The 22,579-nt window shown below is 74.7% G+C and carries 23 protein-coding genes; 13 read left to right on the top strand and 10 right to left on the bottom strand.

The window, feature by feature from the left end; all coding sequences use genetic code 11:
• Window positions 1–167 precede the first annotated feature (167 nt).
• Window positions 168–437, bottom strand: coding sequence for a DUF397 domain-containing protein (locus K304_RS0109270; protein ID WP_027763519.1), 270 nt, complete (start codon window positions 435–437; stop codon window positions 168–170).
• Window positions 421–1,245 (bottom strand): Scr1 family TA system antitoxin-like transcriptional regulator, encoded by an 825-nt coding sequence (locus K304_RS0109265; RefSeq protein ID WP_027763518.1) that lies wholly within the window; start codon window positions 1,243–1,245, stop codon window positions 421–423. The genes K304_RS0109270 and K304_RS0109265 overlap by 17 nt, the downstream gene beginning before the upstream one ends.
• A gap of 82 nt (window positions 1,246–1,327) precedes the next feature.
• Between K304_RS0109265 and K304_RS0109260 the strand changes: the two genes are divergently transcribed.
• The 7 genes from K304_RS0109260 (at window position 1,328) to K304_RS0109230 (ending at window position 9,751) form a co-directional block, all read left to right on the top strand.
• The gene (locus K304_RS0109260; RefSeq protein WP_051308172.1) at window positions 1,328–1,753 is read left to right on the top strand and encodes an ATP-binding protein; all 426 of its coding nucleotides are present in this window, start codon (window positions 1,328–1,330) and stop codon (window positions 1,751–1,753) included.
• Between the two features lie 133 nt (window positions 1,754–1,886).
• Window positions 1,887–2,162, top strand: a complete 276-nt coding sequence (locus K304_RS0109255; protein ID WP_051308170.1) for a DUF6400 family protein — start codon at window positions 1,887–1,889, stop codon at window positions 2,160–2,162.
• Entirely contained in the window at window positions 2,149–2,382 is a 234-nt protein-coding gene (locus K304_RS0109250; protein ID WP_027763515.1) for a hypothetical protein, read from the top strand. The genes K304_RS0109255 and K304_RS0109250 overlap by 14 nt, the downstream gene beginning before the upstream one ends.
• Before the next feature lie 176 nt (window positions 2,383–2,558).
• Complete coding sequence (lanKC, locus tag K304_RS0109245) at window positions 2,559–5,255, top strand: class III lanthionine synthetase LanKC (protein ID WP_027763514.1); 2,697 nt, start codon at window positions 2,559–2,561, stop codon at window positions 5,253–5,255.
• A gap of 49 nt (window positions 5,256–5,304) precedes the next feature.
• A complete protein-coding gene (locus tag K304_RS0109240; protein ID WP_023530017.1) occupies window positions 5,305–5,439 on the top strand; it encodes a SapB/AmfS family lanthipeptide in 135 nt (44 codons plus the stop codon).
• Window positions 5,440–5,595: 156 nt separating this feature from the next.
• Entirely contained in the window at window positions 5,596–7,548 is a 1,953-nt protein-coding gene (locus tag K304_RS28125; protein WP_078528819.1) for an ABC transporter ATP-binding protein, read from the top strand.
• A 280-nt stretch (window positions 7,549–7,828) separates the two neighbouring features.
• Complete coding sequence (locus K304_RS0109230; protein ID WP_078528817.1) at window positions 7,829–9,751, top strand: ABC transporter ATP-binding protein; 1,923 nt, start codon at window positions 7,829–7,831, stop codon at window positions 9,749–9,751.
• Window positions 9,752–9,825: 74 nt separating this feature from the next.
• Here the strand turns inward: K304_RS0109230 and K304_RS0109225 are convergent, their stop codons facing one another.
• Complete coding sequence (locus K304_RS0109225; RefSeq protein WP_311671740.1) at window positions 9,826–10,422, bottom strand: LuxR C-terminal-related transcriptional regulator; 597 nt, start codon at window positions 10,420–10,422, stop codon at window positions 9,826–9,828.
• Between the two features lie 305 nt (window positions 10,423–10,727).
• On the opposite strand from K304_RS0109225, the gene K304_RS28120 reads away from it, so the two are divergent.
• From K304_RS28120 to K304_RS0109210, 3 genes are all read left to right on the top strand, one after another.
• Window positions 10,728–11,573, top strand: a complete 846-nt coding sequence (locus K304_RS28120; protein ID WP_037789710.1) for a putative protein N(5)-glutamine methyltransferase — start codon at window positions 10,728–10,730, stop codon at window positions 11,571–11,573.
• Window positions 11,574–11,632: 59 nt separating this feature from the next.
• Entirely contained in the window at window positions 11,633–12,256 is a 624-nt protein-coding gene (locus K304_RS0109215) for a LysE family translocator (RefSeq protein ID WP_027763511.1), read from the top strand.
• An 81-nt stretch (window positions 12,257–12,337) separates the two neighbouring features.
• A complete protein-coding gene (locus tag K304_RS0109210; protein WP_311671743.1) occupies window positions 12,338–12,784 on the top strand; it encodes an ATP-binding protein in 447 nt (148 codons plus the stop codon).
• Here the strand turns inward: K304_RS0109210 and K304_RS0109205 are convergent.
• Window positions 12,758–13,687: a LysR family transcriptional regulator gene (locus K304_RS0109205; RefSeq protein WP_027763509.1), complete on the bottom strand. Its 930-nt coding sequence runs from the start codon at window positions 13,685–13,687 to the stop codon at window positions 12,758–12,760. The genes K304_RS0109210 and K304_RS0109205 overlap by 27 nt on opposite strands.
• 84 nt (window positions 13,688–13,771) lie before the next feature.
• Between K304_RS0109205 and K304_RS0109200 the strand changes: the two genes are divergently transcribed.
• Complete coding sequence (locus K304_RS0109200; protein ID WP_486591610.1) at window positions 13,772–14,467, top strand: nitroreductase family protein; 696 nt, start codon at window positions 13,772–13,774, stop codon at window positions 14,465–14,467.
• Between the two features lie 113 nt (window positions 14,468–14,580).
• Window positions 14,581–15,102, top strand: coding sequence for a hemerythrin domain-containing protein (locus tag K304_RS0109195; RefSeq protein WP_027763507.1), 522 nt, complete (start codon window positions 14,581–14,583; stop codon window positions 15,100–15,102).
• Window positions 15,103–15,154: 52 nt separating this feature from the next.
• Here K304_RS0109195 and K304_RS0109190 read toward each other — a convergent pair whose 3' ends face one another.
• Both K304_RS0109190 and K304_RS0109185 read right to left on the bottom strand, forming a co-directional pair.
• On the bottom strand, window positions 15,155–16,072 hold the full coding sequence (locus K304_RS0109190) for an amidohydrolase family protein (protein WP_027763506.1): 918 nt from the start codon (window positions 16,070–16,072) through the stop codon (window positions 15,155–15,157).
• A 120-nt stretch (window positions 16,073–16,192) separates the two neighbouring features.
• Window positions 16,193–16,786, bottom strand: coding sequence for a lytic polysaccharide monooxygenase (locus K304_RS0109185; protein ID WP_027763505.1), 594 nt, complete (start codon window positions 16,784–16,786; stop codon window positions 16,193–16,195).
• A 239-nt stretch (window positions 16,787–17,025) separates the two neighbouring features.
• Between K304_RS0109185 and glxA the strand changes: the two genes are divergently transcribed.
• Window positions 17,026–19,032, top strand: a complete 2,007-nt coding sequence (glxA, locus tag K304_RS0109180) for a radical copper oxidase GlxA (RefSeq protein WP_027763504.1) — start codon at window positions 17,026–17,028, stop codon at window positions 19,030–19,032.
• A 28-nt stretch (window positions 19,033–19,060) separates the two neighbouring features.
• On the opposite strand, the gene K304_RS28115 is transcribed toward glxA, so the two are convergent.
• The 4 genes from K304_RS28115 to K304_RS0109160 all read right to left on the bottom strand — a co-directional run bounded on the left by K304_RS28115 (window position 19,061) and on the right by K304_RS0109160 (window position 22,541).
• Window positions 19,061–20,107 carry a glycoside hydrolase family 6 protein gene (locus K304_RS28115; protein WP_486591609.1) on the bottom strand — a complete coding sequence of 349 codons (1,047 nt, stop codon included), beginning with the start codon at window positions 20,105–20,107 and terminating at the stop codon, window positions 19,061–19,063.
• Window positions 20,108–20,141: 34 nt separating this feature from the next.
• Window positions 20,142–20,846, bottom strand: coding sequence for a class F sortase (locus tag K304_RS0109170; RefSeq protein ID WP_027763503.1), 705 nt, complete (start codon window positions 20,844–20,846; stop codon window positions 20,142–20,144).
• A gap of 7 nt (window positions 20,847–20,853) precedes the next feature.
• Window positions 20,854–21,633: a hypothetical protein gene (locus K304_RS33960; protein WP_051308168.1), complete on the bottom strand. Its 780-nt coding sequence runs from the start codon at window positions 21,631–21,633 to the stop codon at window positions 20,854–20,856.
• A 128-nt stretch (window positions 21,634–21,761) separates the two neighbouring features.
• Window positions 21,762–22,541: an HAD-IIA family hydrolase gene (locus K304_RS0109160; RefSeq protein WP_027763502.1), complete on the bottom strand. Its 780-nt coding sequence runs from the start codon at window positions 22,539–22,541 to the stop codon at window positions 21,762–21,764.
• Window positions 22,542–22,579: the final 38 nt, after the last annotated feature.

Genomic DNA, 22,579 nt, shown 5'->3' with positions numbered 1-22,579 from the left:
GGACACGAACGGGGTTTGGTTGGGGAAGGGTTCTCTCCGAGGGTCTTTTCCTGGGGTTCGGGCATCGCCGGGACCTCGCTGCCCGGGTCCCGGATTGCTCGACCTGGTGCTCAGCGCACGAAAGCCCGGCAGCATGCGCCGCCGGGCTCGGTGCGGTGGGTCTCGTCTCAGGCGTCGAACATACCCTCGCGGGCGGCGAAGGTGAACGCCTCGAAGGCGGTGGCAGGGAACGCGAGCACGGGCCCGCCCGGGTTCTTCGAGTCACGCACCCCGACCTCGCCGACGAACTGCGCGACCTCCACACAATCACCGCCCTCACTGCCGCTGTAGGACGACTTCCGCCACTGCGCGGCCACCTCCACGCATTCGCCGCCGTCGCTTCCGCTGTAGCTCGACGTACGCCAGTACACGGGACCGAGGTCAACTCCGGTGCTCATCAAGCTCCTCCATGAGCTGGGCGATCAACTCCGCCGAGTCGTCCGGAGACAGCGCGGCGGCCCGGAGCAAATCGTATTTCAGCTCGGCCTTTTCCACCTCACACGGTTCGGCCAGAACCTGCCCCGCCCCGTAGCCCTCCGAGTACGCGATGACTGGACTGTCCAGGAAAGACAGCAGATTGAGCGACCCGTTCAGCCCCGCGTGCGCGCCCGCGCTGTACGGCAGGACCTGGACGACGACGCGGGGTGACTCGCGGTGGTCCAACAGGCGGCGGAGTTGGGTCCGCATGACTTCCGGGCCGCCGACGGGGCGGCGGAGCGCGGCTTCGTCGAGGACCATCCACAGGCGGGGCGGGTTGGCGCCGCGCAGGATCTCCTGCCGCGTCATGCGGGCTTCGGTCAGACCGTCCAGGTCCCCCGGGCGGGCGGGCCGCAGCACGGCGCGGGCGTACTCCTCGGTCTGGAGCAGACCGTGCACGACCTGGGCCTGGTAGGTGCGGATGTCGACCGCGCGGGCCTCCAGTTCGGCGTAGTCCTGGAACCAGCTCGGCAGTCCGCTGCGGATGACGAGCGGCCACAGCCGCGTCAGCGCGCCGGCGCCGCCGAGGGCGCCGTCACAGCGGTCGGCGAAGTCGCGGCTGGGCGGGCGCTTCGCCATCTCGACCAGGCCGACGAGCGCTCCGGTGTAGTTGACGATCTCGCCCAGGCGCTCCTGGCTCAGACCGGCCTGGAGGCGGAGGCGGCGCAGTTCGCTGCCGAAGTAGTCCAGGGCCGAGGCCGAGGGGTCGAGTTCGCGGGGAGCCACCACGCGGCTACGCCTCCATCCGACTGCTTGCACGTTGGGTCACGATCCATGGCCGAGGGTAGTTCCCGGCGTGCAGGCTGACCTCATGAACACCGAAATCCACGTGCTGGATCACCAGCCGCACCTGCTGGAGCCGTCGCACTACTACCGGATGCGGTTGACGCCCGGCGCTCACAGCGCGCGGCACGTGCGGCGCATCGTGCGCGCCTACCTCACGGCGTGGGGGATGGCGCCGACGGCCGAGGTCGCCGAGCTGGGGGTGACCGAGCTGCTGGCGAACGTGGTGAAGCACGTGCCGGACACGGTCTGCACCATCATGCTGCGACGGCGCGCGGGCGGCGTCCGGGTGGAGGTGCACGACGCGGACCCGGCGCTGCCGACACGGCGGGAGGCGGGCGCACTGGACGAGGACGGGCGCGGCCTGGAACTGCTCGACCTGCTGACCGACGCCTGGGACGCGGAACGGACCGGCCCTGCCTCCAAGGTCGTCTGGTTCGACCTGAACGCATGACTGGCCCGAGCGCGGCTGCTTCCGCGTACTGCCCGACGACCTCTGAGCCCGCTACGGGTGTGGGCCAGGACATACCGGGGCGGGGCGGTCGTCTGATATGCACGGTGGGCACGAACCACCCCCGGAGCACGCCATGAGCCAGGACCACGGCCCGCGGAAGGCCGAGAAAGCCGAGAACGCCGACCACCACATATTCGCGCTGGACCTGACCGCGCACGAGGCGCAGCGCCGGGCCGAGGTGATGGCGGCGCTCGGTGACACCTGGGACCCGGTGGAGGCGCTGCGCGGCGAGGAAGAGGCGTACGCGGCCCTCTACTCCGGTCTGGACGAGGACCAGCAGCGCACGTACGACATGCTGGTGGCGGCCGGTGTGCTGCCGTCGCGGGAGCCGGGCCGTGCTGCCGATTGACCCGCACGCCGACAGGTCCCGCCGCGCGTGGGTGGACTGCCCGCAGTGTGCGGACAACCGCGGCTGCGTGCACTGCGCCGGGCCGCGCGCGTGCACCGAGCACTGGCGCTACCTGCTCGCGCACCGGGGCCGGCGCCTGCAGCTCCAGTGCCCCACGTGTGCGCATCTGTGGGAGCACGACACCGGCTTCGGCTACACCCCGCGCCGCCACCGGCGCTGATCCTCCGGCGTCCCCCGCCGAACAGCCCTTCTGACGCTCCGTAGTCACCCATGCGCTGACTCTCCGCGTCGGCGCATGTGCATTCTGCACGGGTGAGTCGTGACGCCTGCGACTGTTCCGTGCCCTTCCCTCGCTGACAGTCTCCATCCCGTCACCCGAACGCAACGGGAGGTGGGATGAGCAAGGGCTACGCCGTCTTCTGCGACGCAGACCGACGGTTCTACGACGCACCGCACCGTGTCACCGCCGGCCGTGCGGTCGCCGGCGAGCTGTACGCGGCGGCGCACCGTCCCGCTCCCGAGGGCTGGCAGCGGCACCGGTCCGGCGACTGGCTCGCCTACCGTCCGCTGGAGACGACGCTGCCGGCGCAGGGCTGGAAGATCCACGTCTCCGCCTGCCTGGACAACGCGGAAAGCGTCCTGGAGCGGGTGTGGGACTACTGCGTGGCGCGGTCGACGGCGTTCAAGTTCGTGCCCAGCCGCTACCTTCTGCACAACCGGAACGCCAAGTACGCCGACCGGGGCGCGAGCGGCAAGTTCATGACGGTCTACCCGCTGGACGACGCCGACTGCGAGCAGATCGCCGGCGACCTGGCCGCACTGCTGGACGGCGAACCCGGGCCGTACATCCTCAGCGACCTGCGCTGGGGTGCCGGACCAGTGCACCTGCGGTACGGCAGCTTCACCGAGCGGAACGCCTACGACGACGACGGGAACCTCTGCCCGGCGATCGAGGAGCCCGGCGGGCGGCTGGTACCGGACCGGCGCGGGCCGGCCTTCCACCTGCCCGAGTGGCTGGACCTGCCGGACTTCCTGCGACCGCACCTGGACGCACGGTCCGCCGCGACGTTCGAGGGCGTGCCGTACCGGGTCGAGCGGGCGCTGCACTTCTCCAACGGCGGCGGGGTGTACGCCGGGCGCGACACCCGCACCGGCGAGGAGGTCGTGCTCAAGGAGGCACGCCCGCACGCCGGGCTGGCCGCGGACGGCGCGGACGCCGTGCAGCGGCTGGAACGCGAACGCGACGCGCTGGTGCGCCTGTCCGGTGTGCCGCAGACCCCGGAGGTGCGCGACCACTTCACGGTCGGAGACCACCACTTCCTGGTGCTGGAGTACCTGCCGGGCAAGCCGCTGAACACCTTCTTCGCCCGCCGCCATCCGCTGATCGAGCCGGACCCGAGCGCCGAGACGCTCGCGGAGTACACCGACTGGGCCATGCGGATCTACGGACTGGTGGAGCAGGCCGTCGACGCGGTGCACGCGCGGGGCGTGGTCTTCAACGACCTGCATCTGTTCAACATCATGGTGTCCGAGGACGAGTCGTCGGTGGCGCTGCTGGACTTCGAGGCCGCCACCTCCGGCGCGGACGGACGCCGCCAGGTCATCGCGAACCCGGGGTTCGTGGCACCGGCCGACCGGCGGGGGTTCGCGGTCGACCGGTACGCGCTGGCCTGCCTCAGACTGGCCCTGTTCCTGCCGCTGACCAGCTTGTTGGCGCTCGATCGGGGCAAGGCGGCGCATCTCGCGCAGATCGCCGCCGACCACTTCCCGGTGCCGCGCGCGTTCCTCGACGAGGCCGTCGCGGAAATCACCCGGGGTACGGAACCGGCCGCGGACACCGGCTCAGGCGGAAGCGGAACACGAAGCGGAAGCGGAACGGGAAGCGGAGGCTCCGGGACGTATCTGCCGGTGCAGCCGGCGGACTGGCCGCGCAGCCGCGACTCGATGATCCGCGCCCTGCTCGCCTCGGCCACACCGGACCGTGAGGACCGCTACTTCCCGGGCGACATCGCCCAGTTCGCCACCCCTTCCGGTGGCGCCACCTTCGGCTACGGCACGGCGGGCGTCCTGCACGCGCTCGCCGAGACCGGTGCCGACCGCGCGCCCGACGCGGAGGAATGGCTGCTGCGCCGGATGAAGGAGCCCGCCTCCGGCACCCCGCTCGGCTTCTACGACGGCCTCACCGGCATCGGCTGGGTCCTGCACCGCCTGGGCCACAGCGACGAGGCCCTCGACCTGGCGGCCGTCGCCGCCGGGCACGACTGGCGGGTGCTGGGCTCCGACCTGCACAGCGGACTGGCCGGCGTCGGACTCGCCCTCGACTCCCTCGCCGCCGGCACCGGCGACGCCGGACTCGCGGACGCGGCCGCACGCTGCACCACCCTGCTCGCCGACCGCGCCGCCGGACGCACGGCCACACCGGGTGCGTCACGCGGCGACGGCACCCCGCGCGCCGGACTGCTGCGCGGCCGCACCGGAGAGGCGCTGTTCTTCGTGCGGCGCTACGAACGGACCGGCGACCCCGCGCTGCTCGACCTCGCCGCCGACGCGCTGCGGGCCGACCTGGACCAGTGCGTGCGCAGCGTCAGCGGGGCGCTCGCCGTCAACGAGGGCTGGCGCACCATGCCGTACCTCGGCGCCGGCAGCGTGGGCATCGGCATGGTGCTGGACGACTACCTGGCGCACCGCGACGACGCACGCTTCGCCGACGCACGGCGGGAGATCGTCCGCGCGGCGCAGGCGAAGTTCTACGCGCAGCCCGGCCTGTTCCGGGGCGCCGCGGGCATGGTGCTGTACCTGGCGCGGACCACCGCCGACGGGCCCGGCACCGACGCGGCGGACCTGCGGCGGCAGATCGACGCGCTGTCCTGGACCGCCATGCCGTACCGGGACGAACTCGCCTTCCCCGGCGAGCAGATGATGCGCCTCTCGATGGACCTGAGTACCGGCACCGCCGGCTGCCTGCTGGCGCTGGGCAGCGCGTACGGCGCGCCCGACGCCCCCCACCGGGACGAGGAGGGGCACGGTCGCACGACCGCGAGCCTCCCGTTCCTCCCGCCGCTGAAGCGGCGGCCCCAGAACCCGGTCCCGTGAGGGGCCGTGGAGAAACACCGTCCCTGAAACAGCTCAGAAAGGAAACGAGATGTCCCTTCTCGACCTGCAGACCATGGAGACGCCCAAGGACGAGGCCATCGGCGACCTCGAGACCGGTGGCGGCAGCCGCGCCAGCCTCCTGCTCTGCGGTGACAGCAGCCTGAGCCTGACCACCTGCAACTGAGGCTCGGCCCGCTCAGGGCGTGCCCCCGTCCGGTGCCCACCGGGCGGGGGCACGCCCCTGCCTGCCCGCCCCGGCAGCCTCCCGCCTGCCTCGCCCCCCGGCCGGAGCAGGCGACGGAAACGGAACGGAACCGGGAACAGAACCGGAGGACCGCGCATGGCCGCGCCGACGCGTGAGACCGTCCCTTCGCGCCCGTCACGCGGACGGGACGCGCAGGACGGGCCGCGGGCCGTCGGCCCCGTCCGGCTGCTGTGGCAGGCCGCCGCCGCGAGCAGGACCGGCACCGGCGTCCTGCTCCTGCTCGAACTCGCCGAGTCCGCCGTCGCCCTGACGCTGCCGGCCGTCCTCGGCCACACCCTGGACCGGCTGCTCGCCGGAGAACGGCCGGTCACCCTGTTCGCGCTCTGCGGTGCCCTGATCGCCGCCGAGATGCTGCTCGCCGCGGCGGGAGCGCTGCTCACCGGCGTACTCGGCGCACGCGGCACCGCGTGGCTGCGACGCCGCACGTTCACCCACCTGCTGGCCGTCGGGCCACGCGGCGCCGCCCGGTTCACCCCCGGCGACCTGGTCACCCGCCTCGGCGCCAACGCCACCGACGCGGGCACCGCCCCGGCCGCCGGAGCCGCAGCAGTGGCGACCCTCGTCACGCCCGTCGGCGGACTGATCGCCCTCGCCGTCGTCGACCTCTGGCTGGCCGCCGTCTTCCTCGCGGGCGTACCGCTGCTCGTGCTGCTGCTCCGCGCCTTCGCCCGCAGCTCCTCCGAGAGCGTCGGGCGCTACCAGGAGACGCAGGGCCGGATCGCCGCGACGCTGGTCGAGGCGCTGGGCGGCGCCGCGACCGTCGCGGCCGCCGGCACCGTCGGCCGTGAACAGGCGCGGGTGCTGCGTCCGCTCGCCGAACTCGGCGTCCACGGCCGCCGGATGTGGCACGTGTACGGGCGGGCCATGGTCGGCAGCGGCATCCTCGCGCCACTGCTCACCACGGCGGTCCTCGCGACCGGCGGTCTGCGGCTGGCGGCGGACGCGGTCAGCGTCGGCGACCTGCTCGCCGCCACGCGGTACTGCGTACTCGCCGCGGGCATCGGGGCGTTCGCCGGACGGCTGGACGCGCTGGTGCGCGGCCGCGCCGCCGCGACCCGCCTCACCGACGTGCTGGCCGTACCGGCGGTGCCGCACGGGACGCGGCGGCTGCCGCCGACGCCCGGCGAGCGGCCGGAGCAGGGACGGGTGCCGGGACGGCTGGAGCTGCGGGACGTGGCGGTGACCCGCGACGGCCGGACCGTCCTGGACGGCGTCGACCTGGTCGTGCCCGGAGGGACGACCATGGCCGTCGTCGGCCGGTCGGGCTCCGGCAAGTCGCTGCTCGCGGCCGTCGCCGGACGGCTGGAGGACCCGGAACGCGGCGAGGTGCTGCTGGACGGCGTGCCACTGCGCGACCTCGGCGCGGACGAGCTGCGCGGCGAGGTGGGGTACGCGTTCGAGCGGCCCGCTCTCTTCGGGACGACGGTCGGCGACGCCGTCGGCTTCGGCCCCCACCCGCCGCCCCGCGACGAGGTCACGGCCGCGGCACGTGCGGCGGGCGCCGACGGCTTCGTGCGGCGCCTCCCGGACGGATACGACACGGCCGTGGCCGCGGCGCCGCTGTCCGGCGGCGAGCTGCAACGCCTCGGCCTGGCGCGGGCGTTCGCGCACGCCGGGCGCCTGCTGGTGCTGGACGACGCGACGTCCAGCCTGGACAGCGTCACCGAGATGCAGGTCGGCCGCGCCCTCGCGCACGAAGTACGGCCCGGGACGCGGCTGCTGGTCGCCCACCGCGTCTCCTCCGCAGCCCGCGCGGACGCCGTCGCCTGGCTCGACGCCGGACGCATCCGGGTGGTCGGCCGCCACGCCGACCTGTGGCACGACCCGGCCTACCGGGCGGTCTTCGCCGCGGACGGCCCCTCCGGGGCCGCACCGGTCGACAACGACCCCGCCGACACCGCGCCCCGGAAGACCGGACCTGCGGAGACCGGACCTGCGGAGACCGAGACCTCGGCCCCCGCCTCGACGAAGACGCCGGGAACCCCGGCCGAGCCCGGCCCCGCCGGACAGAGCGGAGAGGCGCGATGAGGATGCCGCAGCCCCAACGACCGCCGGGACGCCCACGAACCGGCGCGTGCCGAGGGCGACGCACCGACGGCGCGTCCCCCGCCCGCCGCCCGGTGCACGCAGGGGTCCTGCCACCGTTCGGCCCGCAGCGCCGCCCCGCCCCGGCCCGCACCCGCACGGCCCAGCCGCACGACCGGCCCCGCCCCGGCCACCGAGCCGTTCCGGGGGGTCGGGTGGTGCGCTGCGCGGCGCCCGGGCCGCCCCGGCCACCTGCCGCGCCCGACGAAGGGGAGGGCGGGCGATGAGTGCCGACACGGAGACCAGGGCGCGCGACGGGGCCGAGGGCGCACGGACGGCGCAGGGCAGCCCGGTGGGCCCACCGGCCGACGCGCCCCTCGGCACGGGTGCCGCGGCGAACGACCGTCCGGGGCGGGGCGCGTGGCGGCGGGTCGCTCCGCAGGCGCGGACGTTCCTGCGGCGACGGCTGCGCCCGCTGGTGCGGCTCGGCGCGTGGTCGCTGCTGGAGTCCGGGCAGACGTTCCTCGGCGGGTACGGCGTGGCCCGCGCCCTGGACGACGGCTTCCTCGCCGGCCGTACCGGAGTCGGCCTGGCCTGGCTCGCGGTCGGCGCGCTGGCCGTGCTGGTCGGCGGTCTCGCCACCCGCGGCGTCTTCCGCCACCTGGCCGACCTGGTCGAGCCGTTGCGCGACGGCCTGGTGCGTCGCGTGGTCGCCCGTACGCTGCACGCCGCCGTCGGCGCGCCCGCCCGGGTGGACACCGCGGCGGTCTCCCGGCTCACCAGTCAGACGGAGATCGCCCGCGACGGCTTCGCCGGACTCGTCCTCGTCACCCGGTCGTTCGTCTTCACCGCGCTGGGCGCGCTGGTCGGCCTGGCCGCGCTCGCGCCGCTGCTGCTCCTCGTCGTGCTGCCGCCGCTGGCCCTGGGCCTGGCGCTGTTCACCTGGACGCTCGCGCCGACCGCCGTACGCCAACGGCAGTTCCTCGACGCGGACGAGGCCGTGTCCGGCCGCTTCGGGGCCGCGGCGGCGGGCCTGCGCGACGTCACCGCGTGCGGGGCGGAGGAGCGGATCGCGCGGGAGGCGGACGTGCTGATCGAGGACGGGCGGCGGGCGAGCACCGCCCTCGCCCGCTGGGCCGCCGCCCGCAACCTCGCCCTCGGCGTCGCCGGGCAACTCCCCGTGGTGCTGCTGCTGGTGTGCACGCCGTGGCTGCTCGACGCGGGCGTCACCGCCGGGGAGCTGCTGGGGGCGCTCACCTTCCTCACCCAGTCACTGCTTCCGGCACTCCACACGCTGATCAACGCGCTGGGGGCGGCCGGTACGCGGCTGCTCGTCGTCCTCGACCGGCTCACCTTCACCGGAGACCGGCATCCGTCGGGCGAAGACCGGCACCCCTCCGACGCGTCGGGGGCACCGGCCACGCCGGCCGCGAAGCCCGTGCCCGCCCCCCGCACGCACTCCCCCGACCCCGGCCCCGGTCCTCACGTGGCCCTGCGCGGGGTGACGTTCGCGTACGGGCCGGCCGCGCGCCCCGTGCTCCAGGACCTCGACCTGGACGTGGAGCCGGGCCGGTTCCTCGCCGTCGTCGGACCGAGCGGCATCGGCAAGTCCACGCTCACCGGCCTGGTGGCCGGCCTGCTGGAGCCCGCGCGGGGACAGGTGCGCGTGGACGGCGTGCCCGTACGGCACCCGGGCGGCCCGGAGGCGTCGGCCGGCCGGGTGCTGATCCCGCAACAGGCGTACGTGTTCGGCGGCACGCTGCGCGACAACCTCACCTACCTGTGCCCGGACGGCTCGCCCCGCGACGGCGCCGCCGTGCGGCGGTCCGCCGAGGCGGTCGGGCTCGGCACGCTGGTGGAGCGGCTCGGCGGGTACGACGGGGAAGTCGATCCGGCGGCGCTGTCGCAGGGCGAGCGGCAGCTGATCGCGCTGGCGCGGGCGCACCTGTCGCCCGCGCCGCTGGTGCTGCTGGACGAGGCGACGTGTCACCTCGACCCCGTCGCCGAGGCCCGCGCGGAGCGGGCGTTCGCCGAACGGCCGGGAACCGTGATCGTGGTGGCCCACCGCATCAGCTCCGCCCTCCGCGCGGACCGCGTGCTCGTCCTCGACGGCGACCGCGCCCTGTGCGGCACGCACGACGACCTGCTCGCCCGCTCCCCCCTCTACGCCGAACTCGTCGGTCACTGGCACCCGACCCGGGCGTGAGCGGAGGAGGCCGGACGGTCGGCGGGAGCACCGCCTGACACGCCGGCCCGAGCCGGGCTGCGTGAGGGGCGGGCTCAGAGCCAGCCTGCGGTCTGGGCGATGCGGATGGCGTCGACCTTGTTGCGTGCCCCGGTCTTGCGGACCGCCGCCGCCACGTAGTTGCGCACCGTGCCCTGCGACAGGTGCAGGCGCGCGGCGGTGCCCGCGACGGACTCCCCGCTCGCCGCGATCTCCAGCACGCTCAGCTCACGCGGCGTCAGCGGCATCTCGGCGGCCTCCAGAAACGAGAAGGCGAGCGACTCGTCCACGAATCGCTCGCCACGGGAGACCCGACGGATGGCGTCGACTAAGCGCTGCGGGAGAGCGTGCTTGCTGACGTACCCCTGGGCACGTGCGGCGAAGGCGCGGCGCAGCATGCCGGGCCGGTCCGGGTGTGCGAGCACCACGAGCCCCCGCTCCGGGCCGCCCACCTGCCCGGCGAGGGTGCCGCCCGGCGTCAGCCGGTCCACGCCGGAACACTCCGCGTCCGCCAGGCACACCCGCGGGTCGGCCGACGTGAGGCCCTGCGCGGAGTCGTTCCACGAGGCCGAGGCGACCTCGAAGTCGCGCTCCGTGCCCAGAAGGGACGTGAGAGCCGACCTCATGAGGTGCGATTCGTGCAGCACCAGCACGCGTATCGCTCCTCCCCCCGGTTTGCGTGTCACAGCGTTACCTTCCGTTTGCGGAATGTGGCGGAGTGATGGTGACACGGAAACGATTCTGTCCCCAAGGGGGCGTACGAAGCACGTGGGTTGCACGGTATGCGCCCCCTTGAGTGCGTCGGGTAGTGTGGCGGGCACCAGCAGTGGACCGACCGAGGAGGTGAGCCCCATCCCCGCAGCAGCAGGCTGGGCGCTCCCTCCTCGCCGACGTGCCGGCGGCAGCCCGCACGGGTGAGGACGGGGCCCTCACCACGCGTCGAAAGGCCCCCACTCCGTTGCCCTCTCCAGCACCACGCTCCTCCGCGCCGCGCTCGTCCTCGCCGCGCTCTCCCGGACCCGTCTGCCCCTCCGCCGTCGCCCGACTCCGCGCCGCGGGCTGCGTCTACGCCGAGGACGAGGCGCGGCTCCTCCTCGACGCGGCGCCCACGCCCGACGACCTCGACCGCATGATCCGGCGGCGCGCGTCCGGCCTGCCACTCGAACACGTGCTGGGCTGGGCCGAGTTCTGCGGTACGCGGATCGCCGTCGACCCCGGCGTGTTCGTACCGCGACGCCGCACCGAGTTCCTGGTCCGGCGGGCCGCCGACGGCGCGCCGGACGAAGCGGTGGTCGTCGACCTGTGCTGCGGCTCCGGCGCGCTCGCCGCCGCGCTGACGGCGGTCGCCGCCGCACGCGGCCGCGCCGTCGCCGCGGTGCACGCGGCCGACGTCGACCCCGCGGCCGTCGCCTGCGCCCGCCGCAACCTCGCCCCCTCCCGCGGACAGGTCCACTGCGGCGACCTGTTCGCCGCGCTGCCCTCCCGCCTGCGCGGGCGGGTGGACGTGCTGCTGGCGAACGTGCCGTACGTGCCCACCGACGAGATCCCGCTGCTGCCCGCCGAGGCGCGGCTGCACGAGGCGCGCACCGCGCTGGACGGCGGAGCCGACGGCCTGGACGTGCTGCGCCGCGTGGCCGCCGGGGCGCCGTCCTGGCTGGCGCCGGGCGGGCGTCTGCTCTTCGAGACCGGCGAACGCCAGACCGGCACCGCCGCCGGGATCGTGGCGGCGGCCGGGCTGCGGCCGGAAGTCGCCGTCTGCGACGAGCTGTTCGCCACGGTGATCGAGGCTGTCGCACCCGCCTGAGAGGATGGCCGTCGGCGGGCGGACGCCCGCCGACGGCCACGGGGCGGGAGGCGGTGCGCATGGTCGGCGTCGAAGCACTGGTGGGGATCGCGGTCGTGGCGCTCGGACTGGTCCTCACGCCCGGGCCCAACATGATCTACCTGGTGTCCCGTTCGGTCACCCAGGGCCGCAGGGCCGGGCTGGTGTCGCTGCTGGGCGTCGCCGCCGGATTCCTGGTCTACCTCGTCGCGGCCGTGGCGGGCCTGACGACGCTCTTCACGCTCGTCCCCGGCGCGTACACGGCCGTCAAGCTGGCCGGCGCCGCGTACCTGGCCTACCTGGCCTGGCAGACCCTCCGGCCCGGCGGCGCCTCGGCGTTCGACCCGAAGCCGCTGCCGCCGGACCGGCCGCGGCGCCTCTTCACCATGGGCCTGGTCACGAACCTGCTCAACCCCAAGATCGCGATTCTGTACCTCTCCGTGCTGCCCCAGTTCGTGGACCCGGAACGCGGGTCGGTCGCCGCGCAGAGCCTGGTGCTCGGCCTCACCCAGATCACCATCGCGGTCACCGTCAACGCACTGATCGCACTCACCGCCGGCGCCCTCTCGTCCTTCCTGCGCTCCCGCCCCCGCTGGCTCCGCGCGCAGCGCCGCGTCATGGGCACCGTCCTCGCCGGGCTCTCCGTCCACGTCGCGACGAGCTGACGACGGCTACCGGCTACCGGCTACCACACGGTGAGTCACCGGGTGTCGCGGAGTGTAGTCTTCAGTGTGAGCGTCGCCAGGATGAACGCCGAGGTCCATGTGCTCGACTACGAGCCGCACATGGTCGCGCCGTCGCACTACTACCGGACGCGGCTCCGGCCCGGGGGCCACAGCGCGCGGCACGTACGGCGGATCGTGCGCGCGTACGTGACCGCGTGGGGGATGGCCCCGCTGACGGAGATCGCGGAGCTGGGCGTGACGGAGCTGCTGGCCAACGTCGTCAAACACGTGCCGGACGGCACCTGCACGGTCATACTGCGGCGGCGCGCGCACGGCCTGCGGGTGGAGGTGCACGACAGCGATCCCGCGCTGCCCCGCCCCGGCGATCCGGAAGGGCTGGCGGAGCAGGGTCGGGGGCTGGCGCTGCTGGACGCGCTCACCGACGCGTGGGACGCGGAACGGACCGGGCCGGCCACCAAGATGGTGTGGTTCGAGCTGGTGTCACGGACGCCGGCCGGCGGGCCGTGAGGACGCCGCGTCGGCCAGGGCGCCGAGGACGGCTCCGATCGCCGGGTGCCCGGCTGTGCCGCGCCGGACGACGGCCTCCACACTCCGCCCCACCGACGGCGGACCCACGTCGTACGCCCGGACGCCCCGGGGAGGGGACGTCAGCGCGAGGCGGGGCACCAGGGCCACGCCCGCACCCGCCCCGACCAGGGTGAGGGTGGCGCCGAAGTCGGCGCAGGTGTGGACCGTGCGGGGGGTGAAGCCGGCGTGGCGGCACGCCAGGAGGGTCGCGTCCCGGCAGCTGCCGCCTTCGGGGGCGGCGATCCAGTCCGCGTCCGCGAGGTCGCGCAGGTCCACCGGCGTGGCGGCGTCGGCTCGTGCCGCCGGATGGCCGTCGGGAAGCACGACCGCCAGCGGGTCGTCGAGCAGCGGCACGGTGTGTGCCCACGACGGTGCCTCGGCGCCGAGGTGGGTGTAGCGGTAGACGACCGCCACGTCGGCGCGGTGCTGCCGGAGTGCGGGGAGGCTGTGTTCCGGTTCGGCCTCGTGCACGGCCGGCACCAGTTCCGGGTGCGCGGCGCGCAGCGCGGCCGGAAGGGGCGCGGCCAGCGGGCCGAGTGCGCTGGTGAAGCAGGCGATGCGGACCGGCCCGGAGGGCCGGTCGGCGAGCCGGCGCAGCCGCGTCTCGGCGCGTTCCAGTGCGGCGAAGACGTCCTCGGTGCCGGCGACGAGTGCGCGCCCGGCCACGGTCAGCCGCACCGACCTGCCCTCGCGGTGCAGCAGCGCGACGCCCGCTTCGTGCTCCAGCTGCCTGAGCTGCTGGGACACGGCGGAGGGCGTGACCCGGTGGACTTCCGCGACGGCGGAGACGGTGCCGTGGTCGGCGAGGTCGCGCAGCAGGGTGAGGCGCCGGACGTCGAGCATGCGACCAGCTTAGTAGCCCTACTGAAAAGAGGCTGTAGACGAGGTAGCTGGACTGCACAGGGGCGGGCGCGGGAGGGTGCGGGCATGGCAGCAGAAGCAGACCCGCCCGCCCCGCACCGCACCGCGATGTCCGCCGAGGAGGTGCTGACCACCACCCGTTCCGTGCGGCGCCGCCTCGATCTGGACCGCCCGGTGGCGCTGGACACCGTGCGGGAATGCCTGGAGACCGCGCTCCAGGCACCGAGCGGCTCCAACGCGCAGCGGTGGCGCTTCGTGGTGGTCACGGACCCCGAACGGCGCGCCGCGATCGGCGCGACGTACCGCAAGGCGTGCGCCGCCTACCTGGACTCGCCCGCCGCCGCGGGCAGCCTGTTCGCGGACGACCCGGAGCAGGCGCAGGTGCAGCAGCGGGTGCACGCCAGCATCACGTACCTGGCCGAACGGATGGGCCGGGTGCCGGTGCTGGTGATTCCCTGCCTCCGGCTTCCGCGGGCGGGGGCCCTGCCCGACGGCAATCAGGCCGGGCTGTGGGGCTCGCTGCTCCCGGCGGCGTGGAGCTACATGCTGGCCGCCCGCACACGCGGCCTGGCGACGGCCTGGACCACGCTGCACCTGACGTACGAGCGCGAGGTCGCCGACCTGCTCGGACTGCCGGACGACGTGCGCCAGGGCGCGCTGATCCCCACCGCGCACCACACCGGCAGCACGTTCCGCCCGGCGCCGCGGCGGCCGCTGGACGAGGTGCTGCACGTCGACGGCTGGCGGCACGAGGACGGCTGACCCGGCGCCGGGAGCATGCCTCGCCGCGCGGCGAGGCATACCGCGGGGCAGAGGGGACATACGGTCACCGTCGGAGCGTCCTGTCACCGATCCCGAGGAGACCCGGAGAGATCATGTCGTCCGCGCACAACGATGTCGTCGAGCTCATCCTGAAGGACCACCGGCGGATGGAGGAGCTGTTCCGCACCATGCGGAACGCGGAGGCGGACCGGGCGGGGGCGCTCGCCGAGTTCGCGAACCTGCTGATCGCGCACGGCGAGGCCGAGGAGGAGAAGGTCTACCCCGACCTCGCCCGCCGCGAGCCGGTGGACGAGGAGGACGTCGAGCACGGCGTGCACGAACACCAGGAGGGCAACGAGGCGCTGCTCGCCCTCCTCGAGATCGCGGACACCTCCTCCGACGCGTGGGACGAGAAGCTGGAGGACCTGGTCGCCGCCGTCACGCACCACCTCGACGAGGAGGAGCGCACGCTGCTCAACGACGCCCGGGAGCACGTGCCGGACGCCCGGCGCGCGGAACTCGCGGAGTCTTTCGTCAGGTCGCGCGCGGAACATCTCGACGCGGCCTGCGGCAGCCCGGCGAACGTGCGGGCGGTCGTGGAGCGCGGGAAGCGCGAAGGGAAAGGCGAGGACTGAGCACGGGCGCCCCCGCCCGGCCGCCGGAGCCGGAAACCCGGAAGCCGCGCCCTCAGAGGCCGAAGAGCCGCGCCGCGTTGTGCCAGCAGACCCCGCGCAGCCACGCGTCGCCGAGGTCCAGCGTCTCCAGGGCGTGCAGCGCGTCCCGGTAGCCGTAGGGGATGTTGGGGAAGTCGGAGCCGAAGAGGACGCGGTCGCCGAGGGCGGCGAGCTGCGGCAGCCGCTCGCGCGGGAACGGCGCCTCCTCCTCGCTGAAGCGGGTGAACGCCATCGTGGTGTCCAGGTGCACGCGCGGGTACGTCTCGGCGAGGTCGAGGAAGGCGCCGTAGTCGGGCATGCCCATGTGGGCCACGATCATCGGCAGCCCGGGGTGGCGGGCGAGCAGCCTGGCCGCGCCCTCGGGCCCGGTGTGGGCGCCGGGCACGGGCGCGGAGCCGCAGTGGGTGACGACGGGCACGCCCGCGTCGGCGAGCATGCCCCACACCGGGTCCAGCAGCGGGTCGCACGGGTCCCACGCGCCGACCTGGACGTGCGCCTTGAACACCCGGGCACCCGCGTCGATCGCCTCGGCGACGTAGGCCGGAGCCTCGGGTTCGGGATGGAAGGTCGCGGTGTGCAGGCAGTCCGGCGTGCGGGCCGCGAAGTCGGCCGCCCAGCCGTTGAGCCAGGCGGCCATGCCGGGTTTGTGCGGGTAGACGAGCGAGGTGAAGTGCCGTACGCCCAGGTCGCGCAGGAGCGCGAGCCGGTGCCGCTCGTCGGTGCGGTAGGCGATGGGCCAGGGGCGGCCGGTGAGCGGCCCGGCGCTGTCGAAGTAGGCCCACACCTTGGCCATGACGCGGTGCGGCATGAAGTGCGTGTGCACGTCGACGAGTCCGGGCAGGCCCAGCTCCCGCCAGAACGCGGGGACCCGCGCGTCGCCCTCGGCGGTGCCGGCGCCGGGTCGGGTCGCGTCGTCCGCCGCCTGCGTCACGCCGTCATGGTGTCACCGCACGGCACCGGGCCCGGCACCGGCCCCCGCCGCCGTGGCGCGGGGGCGGGGGCCGGGCGGGCCCGCGGCGTGGGGTGAGCCTCCTCTCGGAGTCGGCCCGGCCTACTGGAAGTTCACGTCCGAGCAGGAGTAGAACGCGTTGCCGGTGTCCGCGACCGTCCACACGGAGAAGATCATGTGGCGGCCGGACTTGCCGGGCAGGCGCCCGGTGTGGCTCTCCTCGGCGGCGGGCTGACGCCCGTCCATCGGCACGACCAGGAACGGGTCGAGTTCCAGCGCCGACCGGGTCAGCGGCTGGGACGGGTCCCAGCCGTCCTTGGTCACGTAGTACCGGTAGTCGGTGGTGGAGTGCATCGCGGTGTTCGTCCAGGTGAAGGTGAAGTCCTGCCCGGACGGCACGTTGCTGGTCGGCCAGTCGCCGCCGCGCGGGTCGTCGAGTTCGGAGAAGCGACCGTTGCCACCGGCGCAGAGGGTGCCGTCGCTCGGGCCGCCCTGCGGGAAGCCCTTCGGCCCTTCGACGCTCTGCGGCTCCCACTGGATGGCGCCGCAGCCGCTGACCGCGCCGTCGGCGCAGAACGCCTGACGGCTGGTGGGACTGGAGGAGTACCCGTGGGCCTGGGCGCTGCCGCCGGTGGCGAGAACGGTGATCGCGGCCATGCCGATCGCCGCGGACGTCGTGCTGATCCTTCGTCGCATGCCTGCTCCATCGGTGTGGGGGGTGTGGGGAACGGGAGTCGTGCGCTTCTGGTCCAGACCAATTGCGAAACTAGCGCCACCACTTCGGCATGTCCAGACCAATTACAGAACCCGCGCCGACCCGGCTCCACCGCCGCCCACCCGACACGTCCGGCCGGGCCCGCGTTCCGCGAAGCAGGCGGCGCGGAGGAATATCGTGAAGCCGGACGAAATGTCACCTATCGCCCCGGACGTGACAGATGAGGTACCGCCCGAGCCGCAGGACCCGCCGCCTCGCCCTGGGCCTGGCGGCGGCGTGTGTGCTCGCCGGGCTCAACGGGCCGGTGCTGTACGACATCGCCGCCGACGCCTACCACGACCACCGCATCCACCGGCCCGGCTACCTCGCGGAGAACGGCCGCTGGCAGACCGTCGAGGTGCCCGAGCGGTACCGCGTCAACACCATCCACGCCGCGCTGCTGCACACCGGCAAGGTGCTGCTCGTCGCCGGCTCCGGCAACGACGCGCGGATGTTCGACGCCGGCACGTTCCGCACCGTGCTGTGGGACCCGGAGACCGGCACCTTCCGGAACGTCCCCACCCCCGCCGACCTGTTCTGCTCCGGACACGCCCAACTCCCCGACGGTCACCTCCTCGTGGCCGGCGGCACCCGGCGCTACGAGACCCTCGAAGGGGACGTGGAGAAGGCCGGCGGCCTGATGATCGTCTACAACGAGAACCCCGACCGGGCGAAGACCCTCGCCGAGGGCACCCTCTTCACCGGCCGTCGCAACGGGAAGACCTTCGCCGCCCAGGACAACCTGCTCGTCCCCCGCGCCGACAAGACCGTCGACCCCGACACCGGCGAGGTCACCGTCACCCCGGGCAGCGCCCGGGTCTACGTCGAGGCCCGGAAGAAGGGCCGCGCACACGCCACCGGCGCCCAGGACCAGTACCGCGTGCACGGCCTGCGCGGGGCCGAGCGGCGGAACGTCTACGGCATCGCGCAGAAGCTGTCCTTCGACAAGAAGGACTTCCAGGGCATCGACACCGCCTACGAGTTCGACCCGGTCGCCGAGCGGTACATCCCGGTCGACCCGATGGGCGAGGCCCGCTGGTACCCCACCCTCACCACGCTCGCGGACGGCCGCGTGCTGGCGGTGTCCGGCCTGGACGAGATCGGGCAGGTCGTCCCCGGCAGGAACGAGGTCTACGATCCGCGCACCCGGAGCTGGGAGTACCTGCCCGACGCCCGGTTCCTGCCCACCTACCCCGCGCTCTTCCTCGCCGGGGACGGCCGGATCTTCTACACCGGCTCCAACGCCGGCTACGGGCCGGCCGACCGGGGCCGCACCCCCGGCGTGTGGAACCTGGAGACCGACGCGTTCACCGAAGTGCCCGGCCTCAGCCGGCCCGACGTGCTGGAGACGTCGATGTCCGTCCTGCTGCCGCCGGCGCAACAGCAGCGGTACATGGTGCTCGGCGGCGGCGGAGTCGGCGAGAGCGCGGAGTCCACGGCGCGCACCGCGCTCGTCGACCTCGACGCACCCCGGCCGCGCTTCACCGACGGCCCCGACCTGTACGCCGAGGTGCGCTATCCCACCGGCGTCGTGCTGCCCGACGACACGGTCCTGGTCGCCGGCGGCTCCGGCGGCTACCGCGCCCGGGGCACCGGGGACGTCCTCGCCGCCGCGCTCTACCACCCCGGCCGGCGCACGTTCGAGCAGGTCGCCGACCCGCTCGTGGGCCGCAACTACCACTCCGGCGGGCTGCTGCTGCCCGACGGGCGGGTGATGACCTTCGGCTCCGACCCGCTGTTCGCCGACGCCGACGAGACCCGTCCCGGCGACTTCGAGCAGCGCATCGGCGTCTACGAACCGCCCTACCTGCACCGGGGCGGCGACCGGCCGGCGCTGCACGACACCCGGCGCGGCAGGGAGACCGTCGCCCTCGGCGAGAGCGTGACCTACCGCACCGAGGACGCCCGCTCCCTCACCCGGATGCGGCTGATCCGCCCCGGCTCCGCCACGCACGTCACGAACGTCGAACAGCGGTCGGTCGCCCTGGAGTTCGCGCTCACGGCCGACGGCGTGCGCGTCACGCTGCCGGAGGAACCGTGGCTGGTGCCGCCCGGCTGGTACATGGTGGTCGCGGTGGACGAGCGCGGCATCCCGTCGGAGGCGGTGTGGTTGCGGGTGCCGGCCGACCCGGACGCGCCGTCACCCGCCACCACGCGGCGAGCGCCGCCGCCCGACCCGGGGTACTGACCCTCCGGCCCGCTCCGCCGCCTCACGGTCACGGGCGGGCCCGAAGGCCGGGGCGGGCCCGGTCGCCGGGGCCGGCCTGGCGGGCCAGCGCGAGGGCGTACCGGGGGAACCACTCCCCCGCCTCCGGCGCCCCGCCGCAGCTTCCGTCCGACTCGCCGGGGCGCTTGATCCACAGGTAGGCGTCCACCCGCTCGTGTCCGGTGCGGGTGGTCGGCGGTGTGCCGAGCGCCCGCCCCGGAGGGTTGCACCACGCGGCCTCGCCCGTCCCGTCGGCCGGGCCGTTGCCGTTCCGGCTGGTGTCGACGACGAAGTGGGCCCCGCCGAGCTTCCGGGACAGCTCCCGGCCGTAGGCGACACTCGCGGCGGTGGTCCGGAAGTTGGCGACGTTCAGTGCGAAGCCGTCCGCCGCGCCCACGCCGGCCTTCCGCAACGGCTCCACCAGCGCGCCGGGGTCGCGGACCCAGCCGGCGTTGCCGGCGTCCAGGTAGACGTCGGTGTCGGCGAGCGAGGCCAGCGACGTCACCGCCTCGTGCAGCAGCCGGTACCGCTCGTCGTGGAAGCGGTGCGGGGTGCAGCCCTCCTGGAGCAGGTGCGGGAGCGCGTCCGGCTCCACGATCACGGTGGCCGGCCGCCCGCCGATGCCGCGCACCACCCCCGCCAGCCACTCCCGGTAGGCGGCGGCGTCGGGGGCGCCGCCGCGCGAGTACTGGCCGCAGTCCCGGTGCGGGAGGTTGTACAGGACGAGCACCGCGCGCCGTCCTGCCGCGCCGGCCGCCGCGGTGTGGGCGCGCGCCTGCTCCTCCGCCTCGGCGCGCTCGGCGCCGAGCCACTCGGCCACCGGGCGGTCCGCGATCCGTTCGATCAGCTCCGCGTCACGGTGCCGCCCGGCGGCGCGGTAGGCGGCGGCCTGCCGTTCGGCCGGGCCCTCCGGGTTGTTCCAGAACGGCGACCCGTCGCCGTGCCCGCCCGAGCCGTCCGAAGCCGCCCGGGAAGGCCCGCCTCCGGTACCGGCGCAGCCGCCGAGCACCGCCGCCGCGACGAGCACGGCCGCGACCCGCACTCCGGCGACGCGCACCGCGGCGGCACGTGGAGCCGTCCGCCCCCGCCGCTCAGGCCGTCGCATGCGTGCCCGTCAGGTAGGCGGACACCACGACGTTGGAGGTGTAGGCGCGCTCCCGCCGGTCGTAGCTGCCGCCGCAGGTGAGCAGTCGCAGCTCCGCACGGCCCTTCTCCCGCTGCCCGTAGGCGCGTTCGGCCTCGAAGCCCTCGCCCTGGACCACCTCCGCCGACTCGACGGTGAACTCGGCGACCCGGCCGTTCTCGCCGGTCACCCGCACCTCGGTGCCGCGTTCGACCGTGCTCAGCGCGTAGAACACCGCTCGGCGGGTGTCGGTGTCGACGTGGCCGACGACCAGGGCGACGCCCCGCTCGCCGGGCTTCGGGCCCTCCCGGTACCAGCCGACCGCACCCGCGCGCGCGTACGGCGGGGCGGCGACACCGCCGCGGTCGTCCAGTCCGCTGGGTTCGATGCGGGCCCGGATGTCGAGCGAGGGGATCTCCAGGCGCACCGGGCGGCCCACCTCGTCCAGCGGCGCATGCGCGGCGGGCAGCGGCTCGCCGCCGCCGAACTGCCGCCCGGCCGCGGAGACGTCGCCGTGCGCCGGACCGTCGAGCCCCCCGTCGGTGGCGGCCCGCCCCCAGATCCACAGGCCGAGGATGAGCAGCGCCCAGATCGTGCCGGTGGTCAGCCGCCCCCGGCCGGAGGGCCGCCCGCCCTCCGGCGCCTGCGGCTGTCCCGCGCCGTCCGCCGTCACCGCGGGTTCACCCGCCCGGGTGGGCGCGGGCGCGGCGCCGGCGTACCGCCCAGGTCACAGCACCCGCGACGGCGGCGCCCCCGGCCAGGGCGAGACCGGCCCGCCCGGCGGTGTCCGTCGCCGCGCCCGCGTGGTCGCCGGCCGTCCCGCCGCCGCCCGCGCGCACGGGAGCGACGGGCGACGCGTACGGGTCGTCCGGCTCGTACGGCCCGCCCTCCTCGGACTCCCACGGCGGCCGGTCGTGGCCGCCGGGGTCCCGGCCCGCGTGCGGCTCGTCCCCCGGGCGGCCGTCCTCGTACCCGGCACCGGCCTCCTCGCCGTCGCCGGACCGGCCGCCGTCGCGGCCCCGGCCGCCGTCGTCGCCCGCCGGGACGACCTTGAACGAGCCCTCGCCCCGCTTCTCGTCCTCCCCGCACACCACGGTGAGCCCGTACGTCCCCAGCTCCGCGTCCAGGCTGATCACCGCGTAGCCGTGGAAGACGGCGCCGTCCTCGGTGCGTTGCAGGTCGACGTCAGCCTCGAAGGCGACGGACGTGGCGAACGCGGTGCGCTCCACCTCGCAGAAGTCCGTCCGCAGCTCGACCTGGCTGCCGGGCTCGGCGTGCCGGGGCGTCACCTCGACGGGCCCGCCGGCGCCCGGCTCCGCGGGCGCAGCGGCAGCCGCCGGGGCGGCGAGCGTGCAGGCCGCGACCGCCGCCACCGCGCCCGCCGTGACCGAGGCGGCCCGCGCGGCGGCGGAGAGTGAGCGCCCGCGGGCGCGGGCGGGCGGAGCGGGTGAGCGGTGCATGGGGAACCTCCGGGTCGCTGCCTCGAAGATCACCCGCTCCGGCGCGGCCCGCATCCCGGGAGCGCCGGTGCTACGCCGCGCGGGTGGCGCACGGTCCGTCCGGTCACGCGCCCGGTCCGGACGGACCGTCAGACGCGCTGGACGAGGTCCGCGATGGAGTCGACCACGGTGGACGGCCGGTACGGGAAGAGGTCCACCTCGTGCGGCCGGGTGACACCGGTGAGCACCAGGAAGGTCTCCAGTCCGGCCTCCATGCCGGCCCGCACGTCGGTGTCCATCCGGTCGCCGATCATCGCCGTCGTCTCCGAGTGCGCGCCGATGGCGTTCAGTCCGGCGCGCATCATCAACGGGTTCGGCTTCCCGACGAAGTAGGGCTCGCGTCCCGTCGCCTTGGTGATCAGTGCGGCGACCGCGCCCGTCGCGGGCAGCGCGCCCTCCATGGAGGGCCCGGTCTCGTCGGGGTTGGTGGCGATGAACCGTGCGCCGTCGTTGATCAGCCGGATCGCCTTGGTCAGCGCCTCGAAGGAGTAGGTGCGGGTCTCGCCCAGCACGACGTAGTCCGGGGCGTGGTCGGTGAGGACGTAGCCGATGTCGTGCATCGCCGTCGTCAGACCGGCCTCGCCGATGACGTACGCGGTGCCGCCCGGCCGCTGGTCGTCCAGGAACTGGGCGGTCGCCAGGGCGGACGTCCAGATGTTCTCGATCGGCACCTCCAGGCCGATCCGCGACAGCCGGGCGTGCAGGTCGCGCGGCGTGTACATCGAGTTGTTCGTCAGCACCAGGAAGGGGCGCTCGGACTCCTTCAGGCGCTTGACGAACGCGTCGGCGCCGGGCACCGGCACGCCCTCGTGCATCAGCACACCGTCCATGTCGGTGAGCCAGGACTCGATCGGCTTGCGCTCTGCCACGTTGACGGCTCCCTGCTGGTGGGTTCGGTCCGTGCGCC

The sequence above is a fragment of the Streptomyces sp. CNS606 genome (assembly GCF_000426325.1).
The sequence above is the reverse complement of the archived record's forward strand: the minus strand, read 5'-3'. Positions and strand labels throughout refer to the sequence as shown.

Bases quoted from the DNA above. Each gene is read 5' to 3' on its own strand.
- K304_RS33960 (WP_051308168.1), bottom strand. From the start codon at position 21,633: ATGCACCGCTCACCCGCTCCGCCCGCCCGCGCCCGCGGGCGCTCACTC.
- K304_RS0109215 (WP_027763511.1), top strand. From the start codon at position 11,633: ATGGTCGGCGTCGAAGCACTGGTGGGGATCGCGGTCGTGGCGCTCGGA.
- K304_RS0109195 (WP_027763507.1), top strand. From the start codon at position 14,581: ATGTCGTCCGCGCACAACGATGTCGTCGAGCTCATCCTGAAGGACCAC.
- K304_RS0109205 (WP_027763509.1), bottom strand. From the start codon at position 13,687: ATGCTCGACGTCCGGCGCCTCACCCTGCTGCGCGACCTCGCCGACCAC.
- K304_RS0109255 (WP_051308170.1), top strand. From the start codon at position 1,887: ATGAGCCAGGACCACGGCCCGCGGAAGGCCGAGAAAGCCGAGAACGCC.
- K304_RS0109185 (WP_027763505.1), bottom strand. From the start codon at position 16,786: ATGCGACGAAGGATCAGCACGACGTCCGCGGCGATCGGCATGGCCGCG.
- K304_RS0109230 (WP_078528817.1), top strand. From the start codon at position 7,829: ATGAGTGCCGACACGGAGACCAGGGCGCGCGACGGGGCCGAGGGCGCA.
- K304_RS0109210 (WP_311671743.1), top strand. From the start codon at position 12,338: ATGAACGCCGAGGTCCATGTGCTCGACTACGAGCCGCACATGGTCGCG.
- K304_RS0109260 (WP_051308172.1), top strand. From the start codon at position 1,328: ATGAACACCGAAATCCACGTGCTGGATCACCAGCCGCACCTGCTGGAG.
- lanKC (WP_027763514.1), top strand. From the start codon at position 2,559: ATGAGCAAGGGCTACGCCGTCTTCTGCGACGCAGACCGACGGTTCTAC.
- K304_RS0109240 (WP_023530017.1), top strand. From the start codon at position 5,305: ATGTCCCTTCTCGACCTGCAGACCATGGAGACGCCCAAGGACGAGGCC.
- glxA (WP_027763504.1), top strand. From the start codon at position 17,026: ATGAGGTACCGCCCGAGCCGCAGGACCCGCCGCCTCGCCCTGGGCCTG.
- K304_RS0109270 (WP_027763519.1), bottom strand. From the start codon at position 437: ATGAGCACCGGAGTTGACCTCGGTCCCGTGTACTGGCGTACGTCGAGC.
- K304_RS28125 (WP_078528819.1), top strand. From the start codon at position 5,596: ATGGCCGCGCCGACGCGTGAGACCGTCCCTTCGCGCCCGTCACGCGGA.
- K304_RS0109200 (WP_486591610.1), top strand. From the start codon at position 13,772: ATGGCAGCAGAAGCAGACCCGCCCGCCCCGCACCGCACCGCGATGTCC.